This window comes from Pseudoxanthomonas koreensis, from assembly GCF_041890415.1.
GTDB classification, from domain to species: domain Bacteria; phylum Pseudomonadota; class Gammaproteobacteria; order Xanthomonadales; family Xanthomonadaceae; genus Pseudoxanthomonas; species Pseudoxanthomonas koreensis_A.
Genome location: NZ_CP169056.1, coordinates 2,009,640 through 2,024,599, shown reverse-complemented (window position 1 = coordinate 2,024,599; position 14,960 = coordinate 2,009,640). Strand labels below are relative to the sequence as shown.

The following is a 14,960-nucleotide window of genomic DNA, read 5'->3' as shown; positions in this document are numbered from 1 at the left end:
AACGAGTCTTGAGAGGAAGTGTTGATGTCGTTTCATGTAGACGCTGGAAGAAGTCAGGACAGGGTTGGCGATCTGCTCGCCTATCAAGCAAGCCTGAGTCTGAGGCTGATCGCCACGTCAAGGGAGAACTTCGTAACCTGCGGTCCGGATGAGCCGGTTGCTGCGGTGCAGGCACGAGTATCGGAAGACGGTTTTGATCATGTGCCGGTAGAGCACGAGGGTGCCATCATCGGGGTTCTCGACGTGCGTGATGCAGGGTTGGCCGCCCAAGGCATGAAGGTTCGTGACATTGCCAGTCCGGTGGCAGAGCGACACCTTGTCGGTGCAGACACAAGCATTCTGGAGTTCCTGGAGCAGGCGCACGTTCAGCCCTTTCGCTTCCTTGTGTCTCGCGGCCGGATCGATGCGCTGGTCAGTATCTCCGACATCCAGCAGCTTCCAGTTCGAGCCTGCCTATTTGCGCTGGTTACCCAACTGGAGATGGTCATGGCGGAAGTAATCAGCGCTCGGTTCGCGGATCCGAAGGATTGGCTGTCACTGCTGAAAGCTGATCGGTGCTCGAAGGTTGTCGAGGTCATGGTGAGGGCGAAGCGCGACAACAGCCAGGTGGATCCATTGCTCTACACGCAGTTCTGCGACAAGCGGGAGATCGTCGAAAAGCTCATGGGGGACCGGGAAGCTGGAGTTTCCAGAAGCCGCTTCAAGAGGACGTTCGAGGAGATCGAGAAGCTACGTAATAATCTTGCCCATGCGAATGAACTGAGCGCGACCGCCTCCACTTGCAAGCTCGTGACGGAAATGCGTAGGTGGATTGCTGAACTCGACCAGTTGGCGCGTGCGTGCGCCAGGAAGGACAGTTCCGCCGCAGAAAGAGAGAGGATGATCGGATGATCACCGGCACCATCAAAACCCAGATCGACCGCATCTGGGATGCGTTCTGGAGCGGCGGCATCGCCAATCCCATGGAGGTCATCGAGCAGATGACCTACCTGCTTTTCATCAAGCGGCTGGACGAGCTGCAGACGGGGCGCGAGAAGAAGGCCGCCCGCACCGGCAAAGACGTTGAAAACCCGATCTTCAACAAGCGGCAGCAGAAGCTGCGCTGGTCCAGGTTCAAGGAACTGGGCGCCCCGGCCGAGATGTACCGGCTGGTGGCCGACGAGGTTTTCCCCTTCATCAAGACCCTGGGTGGAGAGGGGGGCGAGTCCACCTATTCCACCCACATGAAGGACGCCCGCTTCACCATCCCCACGCCGGCGCTGCTGGCCAAGGTGGTGGACCTGATCGACCAGGTGCCGATGGACGATCGCGACACCAAGGGCGATGTCTACGAGTACATGCTCGGCAAGATCGCCAGCGCCGGCCAGAACGGCCAGTTCCGCACCCCGCGCCACATCACCAAGCTGATGGTGGAGATGATGGCACCGCGGCCCGAAGACACCATCTGCGACCCGGCTTGTGGCACCGCCGGCTTCCTGGTCGCGGCGGCCGAGTATATGGACGCCCACCATCGCGACGAGATCTACAAGGACAAGAAATCTGTCCGGCGCTTCAACGCCGAAACCTTTCATGGCTTCGATTTCGACACCACCATGCTGCGCGTCGGCAGCATGAACATGCTGCTCCACGGGGTGGAGAACCCGGCCATCGAGTACCGCGACAGCCTCAGCGAGGGCCATGCCGGGGTGGAGGGCCAGTTCAGCCTGATCCTGGCCAATCCGCCGTTCGCCGGCAGCCTGGACTACGAGAGCACCGCCAAGGACCTGCTGCAGGTCGTCAAGACCAAGAAAACCGAGCTGCTGTTCCTGGCCCTGTTCCTGCGGCTGCTCAAGCCCGGCGGCCGTGCGGCGGTAATCGTGCCGGACGGCGTGCTGTTCGGCTCGTCCAAGGCGCACAAGGCGCTACGCCGCATGCTGGTGGAAGACCACAAACTCGATGGCATCGTATCCATGCCCTCGGGTGTGTTCCGCCCTTATGCCGGCGTATCCACGGCCATCCTGCTGTTTACCAAGACCAACTCCGGCGGTACCGATCAGGTCTGGTTCTACGACATGCAGGCCGACGGCTACAGCCTGGACGACAAGCGCAACCCGCTGGATGCCGGCAGGCACGAGAGCAACAACCTGCCGGACATTCTCAAGCGCTGGCAGGGCCGCAAGGGCGAAGGAAAGCGCGTGCGCACCGAGCAGAGTTTCCTGGTGCCCAAGGCCGAGATCGCGGGCAACGACTACGACCTGTCGATCAGCCGCTACAAGCAGGTGGTGCACGAGGCGGTGGAGTACGATCCGCCGCTGAAGATCCTGGCCGAGCTGAAGGCGCTGGAGGCCGAGATCATGCGGGGGGTGGATGAGTTGGAGGGGATGCTGAAGTGAGCCCCCTTGAATCAGTACGCCTTTCTTCCGTGGCTGAGATCGTTCAAGGTGGGCGACTTAAATTGTCCGGAAACGATTTTGTCGATGCCGGATTCCCCGCGTACGGCGCCGGCGGTCTTAACGGCTATCTGGAGGTTGCGGAATTCAATCGACCGGCTATTGTGCTTTCGTCAATCGGTGCTCGATGCGGAAAGTGCTTTTATGTTGAAGGGGAGTGGACAAGCCTCGCCAACACACAACTTATCTTCCCGGATTTGGGCAAAGTCGATCCGAAGTACCTTTGGTATCAACTCAATGATGAGGGTAGTTGGGTTCGATCGGGTACTGCTCAGCCGTTCATAAAGCCGAGCAATGTGAAATCGCGGCTAGTTAAGTTGCCGGAACTTGCAGAGCAGCGCCGCATCGCGGCGATTCTGGACAAGGCCGACGCGCTTCGCGTCAAGCGCCGCGAAGCCATCGCCAAGCTCGATCAACTTCTGCAGTCTGTGTTTCTTGAAATGTTTGGCGATCCTGTGGCCAATCCCAAAGGATGGGAAAAGACCTGCCTGTCTGAGTTGTTTGAGATCGCTCGCGGCGGTTCTCCGCGACCTATTGATGATTACATCACCGACGCGCCGGACGGCATCAACTGGATCATGATCGGGGACACAGTCGAAGGTTCGAAATACATCACCGGAACGAGAAGGAGGATCAAGCCAGAGGGGGCTAAGCGATCTCGGGCAGTGAAGCCAGGGGATTTCCTGCTTACGAACTCCATGAGCTTTGGGCGCCCGTACATATTGCGAACATCTGGCTGCATTCATGACGGATGGCTTGTCTTGTCTCCTAAGGCAGCCAAGACTAACGCTGACTATGTTTTTAGTGTTCTTTCCTCGCCTTCGTTGTATGCAGAGTTTGCGAGACGCGCACCTGGGGCCACTGTCAAGAACCTCAATATCGAGCTTGTCAGTGGCGTAGAGATTCCAGTCCCTGACTTATCACTTCAAGCAGAGTTCTCGCGAAGGGTTGCGATGATCGAATCTGCGCAGAGCAAGCAGCTGAATGCGTTGGTGGATGTAGATCTTCTCTTTAACTCGGTTCAAGCACAGGTCTTTTCGGCAGGAATGTGACGATGACCAACTTCCAGTTCCTCCTCCCTGAGTTCAAACCGCTCCTCGAGCCGGCGAAGGGTGCGGAGCAACTGGTCCATTCCGATCCGCGTGCCTGCTGCATGCGCACCCGCCATGCGCTGGAGCAGGCGGTGCACTGGCTGTACCAGAACGACCGCGACCTGCGGATGCCCTATGAGAACGGGTTGAACGTGCTGCTGACCCAGCCGGCGTTCGTGAAGCTGGTGCCGCCCTACGTGCACGACAAGATGCGGCTGATCCAGCGGGTCGGCAACCAGGCCGTGCACGGCAGCCAGCACATCGGCTCGGGCGATGCCATGCGGCTGGTGCGCGACCTGTTCCATGTGCTGTTCTGGCTGGCCCGTACCTATACCCGTGCCAGCGATCCCAAGGCTATTGCGGCGGAGTGGGACGAGAAGCAGGTGCCGACACTGGTGCGTGCCGACGAGGCCGTGACCTTCACCCGCGAAGAACTGAAGAAGCAGGAGGAACGCTTCCAGCAGCAGATCGGCGCACTGCATGCGACGTTGGAAGTGCGCGAGGCGCGGCTGGCCGAACAGGCCGCCACCCTGGCCGAGCGCGAGGCACTGCTGGCGCAGGTGGATGCAGAGCTGGCCGCGCGCCGCGCCGAGCTGGCCGAGGCCAAGGCCGCCAACCTGGCGGTGCCGGATGGCCATGACTACAACGAGGCCGATACCCGCAGGCACTTCATCGACGTGCTGCTGCGGGAGGCCGGCTGGGAGGTGGGCAGGAACGCGGCGGTCGAAGTGCCGCTGGTCGGCATGCCCAACGGCAAGGGCGAGGGGTTTGCCGACTACGTGCTGTACGGCGCCGATGGCAAGCCGGCGGCGGTGGTGGAAGCCAAGCGCAGCTTCAGCGACCCGGATGTGGGGCGGCAGCAGGCCAAGCTCTATGCCGACTGCCTGGAACAGATGAGCGGGCAGCGCCCTCTCATCTACTACACCAACGGCCATGCCACCTGGCTGTGGGACGATACCCGTGCGCCGCCACGGGAGGTGCAGGGCTTCCACAATGCCGACGAGCTGGCGCTCGCCATCACCCGGCGCGGCTTGCAGGTCGATCCGCGTACGCTGGCCGTCAATGTCGCCATCAGTGGCCGCGCCTACCAGCAGCGCGCCATCCGGGCGATGGTGGAGTCGCTGGCGCAGGGGCGTCGCGCCGGCCTGCTGACCATGGCCACCGGCACCGGCAAGACCCGCATGTCGATTGCGCTGGTGGAGCTGCTGATGCGGGCCAACTGGGTCAAGCGGGTGCTGTTTCTCGCCGACCGGGTGGCGCTGGTCAAGCAGGCGGCCAATGCCTTCAAGGCGCACCTGCCCGATTCCAGTCCGGTCAACCTGGTCACCGACAGGAACGGGCAAGGCCGAGTGTTCCTGTCCACATACCCGACCATGATGGGCCTGATCGAGGAGATGGACGGGGCCAGGCGCAGGTACGGCGTCGGTCACTTCGACCTGATCGTGATCGACGAAGCCCACCGCAGCGTGTACCAGAAGTACGGCGCAATCTTCCGTTACTTCGACAGCTATCTGGTCGGCCTGACCGCCACCCCGCGTGACGAGGTGGATCGCGACACCTACCACCTGTTCGGGCTGGAGACCGGCGTGCCCACCGACGCCTATGGCCTGGATGAAGCGGTGGCCGATGGCTACCTGGTGCCGCCGAAGGCGCAGTCGGTCCCGCTGAAGTTCGTCCGCGAGGGTATCCGCTACGACGAGCTGAGCGAGGAGGAGAAGGAACACTGGGAGTCGCTGGACTGGGGCGACCGGGACGATGGCGACCCGCCCGACGAGGTGCTGGCTTCGGACATCAACAAGAAGCTGTTCAACGAGGACACCGTCGACCGGATGCTCAGGCATCTGATGCAGCACGGGCTGAAGGTGGACGGTGGCGACCTGCTGGGCAAGACCATCATCTTCGCGGTGAACCAGCAGCACGCCGAGTTCATCGCCCGGCGCTTCGACCACCACTATCCGCACCTGAGGGGCGAGTTCGCCCGGGTGATCACGCATTCGGTCAAGTATGCGCAGAGCCTGATCGATGACTTCAGCCAGCCGGCGAAGCGCCCGCAGATCGCCATCTCGGTGGACATGCTCGACACTGGCATCGACGTGCCCGAAGTGCTGAACCTGGTGTTCTTCAAGGCGGTGCGGTCGAAGGTCAAGTTCCTGCAGATGATCGGGCGCGGCACCCGGCTGTGCCCGGACCTGTTCGGTCCGGGGCAGGACAAGACGGAGTTCCACATCTTCGATTTCTGCGGCAACTTCGAGTACTTCAACGAGCATCCCAAGGGCGCGGAGGGAAAGCTGGCCGAGCCGCTGGGCAAACGCCTGTTCAAGCAGCGCGTGGACCTGCTGACGTTGCTGCGCGAGAAGCAGCTTGGCATCGCCGATGGCGAGGATGCGCAGTACGACGGGCACGATGTGCAGGGCGGCCTGGTCGACGTGCTGCACGGCGAAGTGGCCGCGATGAACCTGGACAACTTCATCGTGCGGCCCGAGCGCGAGCATGTGAGCCGGTTCGCCAAGCGTGAAGCCTGGGATCAGCTTGGTGCCGGTGCGGTGGGCGATCTGCGTGAGCACGTGGCGGGGCTGCCGAGTGAGCTGGATGCCGGCCATATCACCGCGCGCATGTTCGATCTGCTTTGCGTCAACCTGCAGCTGGCGTTGCTGCGCTCCACCTCCGACTTCGTTGCCCATCGCGACCGCCTGATCGAGATCGCCAGCGAACTGGAGGCGATGCAGGCCATCCCCACAGTGCGAGACCAGCTGGCGCTGATCCAGGAAGTGCAGACCGAGGAGTTCTGGAAGGACATCACCGTCGTCCTGCTGGAGCGGGTGCGGCGGCGGATGCGGGGCCTGATCCAGCTGATCCAGCGCAAGGGATTCAAGCCCGTCTACACCGTGCTGACTGATGAGATCGGTGAACCGGCGGAAGTGACGCTGACCGACTTCAGCACCGGCATCAACCTGGCCCAGTACCGGCGCAAGGTCGAGGCCTATATCCGCGCCAATGAGAATCATGTTTCCATCGCCAAGCTGCGCTACAACCGTCCGTTGACCCCAACGGACCTGGAGGAGCTTGAACGGTTCGTCTATGGCGCCGAGGTGGTGGGCGGGCGCGCGACGTTTGAGAAGCACTACGGCACCGAACGCCCGCTGACGCTATTCATCCGTTCCCTGGTGGGAATGGATCGAAACGCAGCCAAGGAAGCGTTCGCCCGCTTTCTTGACGAGAAACGCTACAGCGCGCAGCAGGTCCGATTCGTCGAGATGGTTATCGACCGGCTGACCCACAGCGGACTCATCGACCCTGGCCAACTGTACGAGCCACCGTTTACGGGGATCCATTACGAGGGTGTGGATGGCGCGTTTGGGACGGCCGACTCGGACGAGATTGTCAGGATTGTCGCGGAGATCAATAGTCGGGCAGCAGCGTAGGGGATGGCGCGGATGTGGTGTCACGCCGCGAGCACGACGGCATCCGCCGGTTTGCGGGTCGACGCGCGATTCGTGTCGCCAAGGGGTTCGCGCAGCACGGCCGAACTGTTGACGCCAGCTTCTGTTGTAGACCTTAGCCAGGGGGGACGTTGATGGATACACAGGTGCGAACGCCGCAGGCCATCTTCATGCAGCCGCAGCGGCTGCTGGTGCCGTTGTTCCAGCGGCCCTATGTCTGGAACGAGGAACTCCAATGGGAGCCGCTTTGGAGCGACCTAGAGCGTGTGGCGACGCGGCTGTTGCACGCGCCGGGTGCGCCCCAGGCCCCGCACTTTCTTGGCGCGGTGGTCCTCCAGCAGCTGGCCACCCAGACTGCCGACCTGCAGCAGCGGACCGTGATCGACGGCCAACAGCGGTTGACCACGCTGCAGCTTCTGCTCGACGCGATTCACTCCGAGATCGCTCAGGCCGGGGCGACCATGCCGGCCGCCCGACTGGAACCGCTGGTGGCCAACGGCGAGCCGTTCCGCAGGCAGCCTGCAGACCGATTCAAGGTCTGGCCGACAAATCGTGACCGGGACGCCTTCAACGAGGTCATGGCGGCCCCGCATCCGGTGGAGTACGACAAGCTGGAGCACCGTGCCTCGCGCATGGTCAAGGCGCATCGCTTTTTCGCGCAGCGCTGCCGCGACTGGCTGTTGGTGGAAGGGGAAGGCAGTGTGGACGCGCGCGCGGAGGCGCTCGAGCGCAGTGCCCGTGAGTTGTTGCAGATTGTGGTCATCGACCTGACTCCCACCGAGAACGCACAGGAGATCTTCGAGACGCTAAACGCGCGTGGCGCGGTGCTCACCGCTGCGGACCTCATAAAGAATTTCGTCTTCCAGCGTCTGCTGGAGCAAGGCGCGAACGTTGAAGATGCGTATGCGAAGCACTGGGCCCAGTTCGAAACCGCGTTCTGGGAAGCGGAAGTGAACGTCGGTCGCGTGAAGTACCAACGGTCGTCGGTGTTCTTGAACCATTGGCTGGTGACCCAGACCGGCGAAGAGGTGCTCGCGCGAGAGGTGTTCTCCCGCTTCAAGTCGTTCGTCGACTATCAGGCCAAGCGGCCGATGCTTGAACTGCTGCGTGACATCAATCGCGCTGCCGCCATCTATCGGGAATTTACGGAGAAGGGCGAGCAACTCGATGGCCCATTGGACCGCGTCGGGCTCTTCGCCTACCGGGTGCGGACGCTGGAGAGCGAGGTCATCAAGCCGGTGCTCCTGGCTCTGCTCGATCGCCCAACCGACCCGATTCCCAAGGCGGATCTAGACGCTACCCTCGATGTGCTCGAAAGCTGGCTCGCTCGCCGCATGCTCGTGCGCGCCACCGCGAAGTCGTACAACAAGGTGATGGTGGAAGTCGCTTCACTGGTCAGCAACACGCCTGCAGGTCAAGTCGCGGCGGCGGTCCGGGCGTACTTCGCCTCGCAGCGCTCCGAGATCGCATATTGGCCAGATGACGACGAGGTCCGCACCGAACTCGAGTACCTGCCGATCTACAGGCGCCTGAGCCGTGGCCGCGTGCGCATGGTGCTGGAATCGATTGAAGATCATCTGCGGGGGTGGGTCGGCGGCAAGGAGTCTGCTGCGGGAATGCGCATTCGCCGAAGCAGTTACGCCATTGAGCACCTGATGCCGCAATCCTGGTCCAAACACTGGCCGCTGCCGGGCGGGTTGCCGGAGGCCGAGCGCGATGCCCGGTTGCATCGCCTCGGCAATCTGACCCTGTTGACCAAGCGGCTCAATAGCACGGTATCCAACGGGCCATGGCTTGGGGAGAAAGGAAAGGCGGCACATCTTCAGGAGAAGGACGTGGTGCTGCTGAACAGCAGGGTTCTGAAGACGCATGTCTCCCGGCAGTGGGACGAGGATGCGATCGATCGCCGAACCTCGGAAGCCATCGACGCCATCCTGGAGATCTGGCCGGTGCCCGCCGGGCACAAGGTCGCGATCGACCGGGAGCAGGCGGACAGCTCTGTAAACGTCGAAATTGTCGACCTCGTGGGCGCCGGGTTGCTGGAGTCAGGCCAAGTTCTTTACTCACGCCCAGGCAAGTACGGCGGACATAAGGCACGCGTGCTGTCGGACGGCCGCATCGAAGTGGAAGGCGAGGTCTTCAATAGCCCCTCCCAAGCAGGCATCTTCGTTCGCAAGAAGAGCACGAATGGTTGGAACTTCTGGCGGCTGGAACCCAATGGGGGACAACCACTCCGGGCGGTGCGCGCCGAGTATCTGCGGATGGCTTCTCCTGAAGACGCGGAAGCAGGTGAATCCGACGGCGACGACGCAGACTGAGTGATAGTGAGCCGCAGAGACCGGCGCCGGGTCAGACGCGCTCTTCTGCTTACCGGCGGTGTCGACATCCCAGTTGATGGAGCTCCGCGTTTACGGGAGGCGCCACGATGGGGCCTAACGTCAGCGCCTGGCTGCCGCGCCTGGGACGCGGTTGTTGACCTCGGGTCAGGTTCGCCTGCAGGAGCGCATGGCGGGCGCGGAGGTGGCGCTAGGCAGCGACCTGATGCACGTGGCGCTGGAAGGTTATGCGGTGCTCAAGGTGTGGGGCCGCGACGAGGGCATGGAGGCGCTGAAGCGGCTGCTGTCGCAGCGCTTCAGTCGCGCCACCCGCAGCCCGGTGGCGCAGCCGGACCCCGAGCCGGTGCCGGCGGTCTGATTTTCGCGCGTCAGGTTGGCCGGCGAAGGCCCCGCTCCTGCGGGGCTTTCTGTTCTCGGGGTGCGCAGACCTCCCGCCCAGACTCACCCTGTGAGACTGGCCCCCACAACACTGGCCCGCCCCAACCAGGGCAGGCCCCATGGTAATCCCCCCGCGGGTTAGCTGACGCCAGAAGTGGAATTTTCTCGTACCCTTTCCCGAGGAGGTTCCATGAAGAAGTGGACCGGCCAGAGTTCCATAGACACTCAGTCGCCGCTCTGCGCGTAGCGCTTTTCGAACTCTACCGGTGACATGCCGCCAGCGGAACCATGCCGGCGAATCGGGTTGTAGAACATCTCGATGTAGTCGAACACGTCCGAAGCAGCAGTGGCTCGCGTCGGGTAGATCCGCCGCTTGATCCGCTCCTTCTTCAGGACGCTGAAGAAACTCTCGGCCACGGCGTTGTCGTGGCAGTTCCCGCGACGGCTCATGCTCGGCACCATCCGGTGCGCCTTCAGGAACGACTGCCAGTCGTTGCTGGTGAACTGGCAGCCCTGGTCGGAGTGGACCAGCACGCCCGGGCCGGGCTTGCGTCGCCATGCCGCCGCCATCAGCGCCTGCAGCACCAGGTCGCTGGTCATCGTGGACGCCGTTGCCCACCCGACGATCTGGCGCGAGTACAAGTCCATCACTGCAGCCAGGAACAGCCAGCCCTCGTAGGTGCGGATGTAGGTGATGTCCGTGACCCAGACCTTGTTCGGGGCGTGCGGCGTGAAGTCCCGGTTGAGCACGTTCGCCACGGCACCGACCGGGCCGCCGCGGTGGCGCGGCTTGCCGCCATAGCCCACCTGCGCCCGCAGGCCCTCGGCCTTCATCAGCCGCCGGACGCGGTGCCGGCTGCAATGCTCGCCGGCTTCCCGCAGGTCCAAGGTGATCTTGCGATAGCCATACACCGCGCCGCTGGCCAGCCAGTGGTGCCTGATCAGCCCCAGCAGGCGCTGATCGTCCCGCTCGCGGGCACTGGTGCCTTGGCGCAACCAGGCGTAGTAGCCGCTGCGGTGCACGCCCAGCACCCGGCACATCGCGACCAGGCGGAACTCGCGGATGTGCGCGCGCATGAACGCGTACTTCGCCCTTACCCCTTGGCAAAGTACGCGGCGGCTTTCTTTAGGATGTCGCGCTCCTCGGTCACACGCCGCAGCTCGGCCTTGAGCCGGCGGATCTCGGCCGAGTCGCTCGGCGCTGCTGAAGCGCCCGATGCCGGCGCCATTTTCCTCGCCACCTGCACCCAGCCATACAGGGTGTGCTTGGGGATCCCGATCCGGGCGGCGACGTCCACCACCGTGAAGCCGCGCTCGATCACCTGCTTCACCGCCTCGGCCCGGAACTCATCCGTGTACTGCTTGCTGTTGCCCATAAACACCTCGGTCATTGCCATGAATTATGGCGTCCGGATGTCTACGAAAGGCTGGTCGGTCCAGGAGATGCACTGGAAGGTGACCCGCCAGAAGATGGCCGAGCGGAACATCCTCTTCGACGAAGACGAAACGTATATGGAACGTCTGATCCAGACTGCGCTGCCGGGGAGTGGGATTTGAGTGCCCGCTAGACACTCGGAGTTCGGCCGTCATTGAGTAGGGCCGGGTGGGCACCGCCTGGTTGATATGTCATGGCGCCGGGAGCCTGGGGTCAGGTCCTGGGGGGGGGCGTCTGCAGCCGCTCACCCCAGCCCCCGCCGGCCGCTATCATGGCCCCTCCCTCGTGCATGGCGCCGCCCCCATGGCCAAGGCCAACCCCCTCCAGGAACAACTGCTCAAGGCCGGGCTGGTCAAGAAGTCCAAGGTGGCGCAGGTCGCGCGCGAGCAGGCCAAGGCGCGCGTGGGCAAGGCGCCGCCGACGGCGGGCGAGATCGAGCGGGAGGCGCAGCGTGCGCGGGCCGAGAAGGCCGAGCGTGACCGCGCGCTGGAGGCCGAGCGTCGCGCCGGCCTGCGCCAGCGCGAGCTGCAGGCGCAGGCGCGGCAGATCATCCGCGACCGGCGGGTGCCGCGCAGTGGCGAGAGCGAATACCGCTTCACTGCCGACGGGGTGATCCGCACGCTGCTGGTGAACGACGAGCTGCGCCAGAAGCTGGCCGCCGGTGCACTGGTGATCGTGCGCGGCGAGGGTGATGGCTTCGAGCTGCTGCCGCGGGCGGCGGCCGACCAGGTGCGTGAGCGCGACGCGGCGATGGTCGTGCTGGACCACGGCCGCGCCGACGCGCAGGCCGAGGCCCCCACCGACGAGGACGCGGCCTACTACGCCCAGTTCAAGGTGCCGGACGACCTGGTCTGGTAGTTCCGCGGCATCCAGCGGAGTGAGCGGGGTACCGCACCCCGCACCCCGGCAGGCCAGCCGCAGCTGCGGCGCATCTGTACGGGACGGGCATCCGTCAATACGGTGGCGGTTGGTCGGCTGTTCCGCGGCCGGCCATGCCGGCGGCGTCGGTATCTCCGTCACTGGCGCGCGACGGGGAAAGCCTTAAAGATTGGGCAGTTGTGGCCGATTCCGAAAGTGAAGGCCCGGTATCGCGGTGATTTCCGGGTTATGATCGGAACTTGGCACGAATCCTGCGTGAATACCCGTGCGTCCATGCCCAACCCCAAGCGGGAGGCGGCGCAGGCCCTGTTGGCCGACGGAGTACCCGCTATGTCCCGAAATTCAGCCCGTTCCACCGTTGTTCCAGGACCCTGGCCGCCGGCCGGTGCCGAGCCGCCGAAGGGCAAGCCCGAGCGCCGCGCGCAGACCCCGGCCGACCTGGCGGAGCTGCGCACCACGCTCACCCCGGCCCAGCAGACCACCCTCGAGGCGATGGAGATCTTCCGCTGGCGCCTGGCGTTCGTGCGCCGGCCGATGTTCATGGCGCCGATCCCGGTGCTGTTCGATGCGGACAACACCCGCTTCGTGGTGATCCAGGACGACGGCTCGCTCGACGAGCACCCCACGCTCAAGCTCCGCAACTGACGCCGGCAGGCGCCGCAACGGCGCCGATCCTCACGGCGTGGCGATGTGATACCGGTTGCGCCCCGCGTGCTTGGCCGCGTACAGCGCGGCATCGGCTTGCGCCATCAGGGCCGCCGCATCCACCTGCCGGGTGGTGCAGGCGATGCCGATGCTGGTGGTGACCTCCAGCACACCCGCGCCCACGTCGAACGGCTTGGCCATGGTGGCGACCACCTTGCGCGCCAGCGCTTCGGCGCCGGACGCCTCCACGTCCTCCAGCAGGATCACGAACTCGTCGCCGCCCAGCCGCGCAACCAGGTCGGTATCGCGCACGCATGCAAGCAGGCGCGCGGCGAAGGCCTGCAGCACCGCATCGCCGGCGGCGTGGCCGTGGCCGTCGTTGATCGCCTTGAAGCGGTCGATGTCCAGGCACAGCAGGGCAAGCGAGGCAGGGTGGCGCTGCATCCGCCGCAGCGCCAGGTCGAAGCGTTCGTCGAGCTGGCGGCGGTTGGCCACCCGGGTGAGCGCGTCCACCCGCGACTGCCGTTCCAGCTCGCGCCGGCTTTCCTCCAGCGCCTGTTCGGCCGCAACCCGCTCGTCGATGTTGCGCGCGGCGAACATCACGTCGTTGCGGTCGCTGCCGTCGTCGGCCGGGATGCAGCGCGAGACCGCCTCGATCCAGACATAGTGGCCGTCCTTGTGGCGCAGCCGGTACACGTCGGTGCGCGGCTGGCCGGTGGCGAGCACCTCCTGCATGGCCTGGCGCTGGTGCTTCCTGTCGTCGGGATGGAGGATGTCCCAGCGCTTGCCCAGCAGTTCGGCCGACGACCAGCCCAGCATGTCGGTGGCCGAGGGCGAGACGTAGGTGCGCTCTTCGTCGGCATTGATGCGCGCGATCATGTCGTGGGAATGGTCGGCAAGCATCCGGTAGTGGCGTTCGCTTTCGCGCAGGCTGGCCGAGAGGCGGTCGCGCTCGGCAATGGCCAGGCACACCGGGATGGTCATGACGCAGGCGCCGGCGATGAACAACTGGATCTGTGCGATCCGCATGTCCGGGCCGGCGCCACTGTCTGCAAACGGCCCGTAGCCCAGGGTGGTGGCGATGGCCGCGACCAGCGCCAGCACGATCACGCCCAGGCCCACGCCGACGAAGTTGTGGCGCACCGCGACCAGCAGCAGCGGCGGGTATGCAAGGAACAGCACTGCCTGGCTGGTGGTGAACACGGCGGTGGTCACGGCGGCCAGCAGCGTGAGCGTCATCGCCAGGCTCCAGCCCCGCCCGGTTGCGATGAACAGCCCCAGGCGCTCGCGCAAGGCGACCACGGTCATGGTCGCCACGACTACCATGCCCACCACGTGCGCGGTGTACCAGCGTGTCAGTGCCGGCAGGAATGATTGCTCGTGCAATGCGTGCGCCACGGTTGCGGCCAGCAGGCCGGCTGCGGCGCAGGCGAGGAGGGTGGCGGTGGTGGCGATGCCGCCCAGCTGCATCCAGTCGCGCGGGTTGCGGATGTCGGGCACGGCACGGCGCACGACGCCCGCCACGCCCAGCACTTCGACCACGTTGCAGGCGGCGATGGCGGCAGCGTAGGCCGGCTCGTCTCCGGCCAGGATGCGGGCCGGCATTTCGGCCAGGACCGCGGTGATCACGTAGCCCGGCCAGCTCGAGGTGCGTCGTGACAGCAGCCAGCCGGTGAGGATGCCGTTGCCCACCCAGATCGCCGCCAGTTCGCCCGGGCCGCGTGCCAGGGTGAGCGACAACCAGGCGCTGCCGGCGATCAGCACCGCCAGGATGGCGCGATCGGCCCAGTAGGTGCGCGGCAGGGTCAGGCGGCGGGGCATGGCATCTTGACGGTGGGCCACGCAACTACTGTAGGCACGCCGGGCGCGGCTGTCATGCCGGCAGGTGCATCGCCACGCCGGCTCGACGCGGCCCGTGCAATCGTGCCCCGTGCCCCGGGATCCTGCGATGCACCTGGTCCAACTGTTCCTGCCGCTGTACGACAACGCCGGCAATGCCTTCCCCAGGGCCGGTTTCGATGCGGTGCGGGCCGAACTGGCCGACCGGTTCGGCGGGGTGACCGCGTTCGTGCGCGCACCCGCGGTGGGGCTGTGGGAAGACGATGACGGGGCCGTGCAACGCGACGACGTGGTGCTGCTGGAGGTCATGGCCCAGAACATCGACCACGGCTGGTGGGCAGCCTATCGCCGCCAGCTGCAGCGCCGGTTCCGCCAGGACGAAATCCTGATCCGCGCCAGCGCGGTGGAGCGGCTGTAGCCGCGGCGGCCAGGGTGGATCGGGCGTGTAAAGCGGCATTTCACGGCAATCACGCGGCGTGGTAACGCCA

Annotated in this window: 12 protein-coding genes; 10 read left to right on the top strand and 2 right to left on the bottom strand. The window is 64.8% G+C overall.

The window, feature by feature from the left end; translation table 11 throughout:
- Positions 1-24: 24 nt before the first annotated feature.
- From ACEJ41_RS09320 to ACEJ41_RS09295, 6 genes are all read left to right on the top strand, one after another.
- A complete protein-coding gene (locus tag ACEJ41_RS09320; RefSeq protein WP_374012004.1) occupies positions 25-891 on the top strand; it encodes a CBS domain-containing protein in 867 nt (288 codons plus the stop codon).
- Entirely contained in the window at positions 888-2,372 is a 1,485-nt protein-coding gene (locus tag ACEJ41_RS09315) for an N-6 DNA methylase (RefSeq protein ID WP_374012003.1), read from the top strand. Before ACEJ41_RS09320 ends, ACEJ41_RS09315 begins: the two co-directional genes overlap by 4 nt.
- Positions 2,369-3,481, top strand: a complete 1,113-nt coding sequence (locus ACEJ41_RS09310) for a restriction endonuclease subunit S (protein ID WP_374012001.1) — start codon at positions 2,369-2,371, stop codon at positions 3,479-3,481. Before ACEJ41_RS09315 ends, ACEJ41_RS09310 begins: the two co-directional genes overlap by 4 nt.
- A 2-nt stretch (positions 3,482-3,483) precedes the next feature.
- Positions 3,484-6,942, top strand: a complete 3,459-nt coding sequence (locus ACEJ41_RS09305; RefSeq protein ID WP_374012000.1) for a DEAD/DEAH box helicase family protein — start codon at positions 3,484-3,486, stop codon at positions 6,940-6,942.
- Positions 6,943-7,094: 152 nt separating this feature from the next.
- The gene (locus ACEJ41_RS09300; RefSeq protein WP_374011999.1) at positions 7,095-9,278 is read left to right on the top strand and encodes a DUF262 domain-containing protein; all 2,184 of its coding nucleotides are present in this window, start codon (positions 7,095-7,097) and stop codon (positions 9,276-9,278) included.
- A gap of 187 nt (positions 9,279-9,465) precedes the next feature.
- Positions 9,466-9,654 carry a hypothetical protein gene (locus tag ACEJ41_RS09295; RefSeq protein ID WP_374011998.1) on the top strand — a complete coding sequence of 63 codons (189 nt, stop codon included), beginning with the start codon at positions 9,466-9,468 and terminating at the stop codon, positions 9,652-9,654.
- 245 nt (positions 9,655-9,899) lie between these two features.
- On the opposite strand, the gene ACEJ41_RS09290 is transcribed toward ACEJ41_RS09295, so the two are convergent.
- Positions 9,900-11,050, bottom strand: a protein-coding gene (locus ACEJ41_RS09290; RefSeq protein ID WP_198429481.1) for an IS3 family transposase whose coding sequence is annotated in 2 segments (ribosomal slippage) — positions 9,900-10,795 and positions 10,795-11,050 — 1,152 coding nt in all. Because the reading frame shifts where the segments join, the coding sequence is not laid out codon by codon here.
- 19 nt (positions 11,051-11,069) lie between these two features.
- Between ACEJ41_RS09290 and ACEJ41_RS09285 the strand changes: the two genes are divergently transcribed.
- The 3 genes from ACEJ41_RS09285 (at position 11,070) to ACEJ41_RS09275 (ending at position 12,633) form a co-directional block, all read left to right on the top strand.
- Positions 11,070-11,231, top strand: a complete 162-nt coding sequence (locus tag ACEJ41_RS09285) for a hypothetical protein (RefSeq protein ID WP_374011997.1) — start codon at positions 11,070-11,072, stop codon at positions 11,229-11,231.
- Positions 11,232-11,412: 181 nt separating this feature from the next.
- Complete coding sequence (locus ACEJ41_RS09280) at positions 11,413-11,967, top strand: DUF2058 domain-containing protein (RefSeq protein ID WP_374011996.1); 555 nt, start codon at positions 11,413-11,415, stop codon at positions 11,965-11,967.
- Between the two features lie 351 nt (positions 11,968-12,318).
- Positions 12,319-12,633, top strand: a complete 315-nt coding sequence (locus ACEJ41_RS09275) for a hypothetical protein (RefSeq protein ID WP_374011995.1) — start codon at positions 12,319-12,321, stop codon at positions 12,631-12,633.
- 30 nt (positions 12,634-12,663) lie between these two features.
- Here ACEJ41_RS09275 and ACEJ41_RS09270 read toward each other — a convergent pair whose 3' ends face one another.
- On the bottom strand, positions 12,664-14,454 hold the full coding sequence (locus ACEJ41_RS09270) for a diguanylate cyclase domain-containing protein (protein ID WP_374011994.1): 1,791 nt from the start codon (positions 14,452-14,454) through the stop codon (positions 12,664-12,666).
- 127 nt (positions 14,455-14,581) lie between these two features.
- Between ACEJ41_RS09270 and ACEJ41_RS09265 the strand changes: the two genes are divergently transcribed.
- Complete coding sequence (locus tag ACEJ41_RS09265; protein ID WP_374011993.1) at positions 14,582-14,890, top strand: hypothetical protein; 309 nt, start codon at positions 14,582-14,584, stop codon at positions 14,888-14,890.
- Positions 14,891-14,960: the final 70 nt, after the last annotated feature.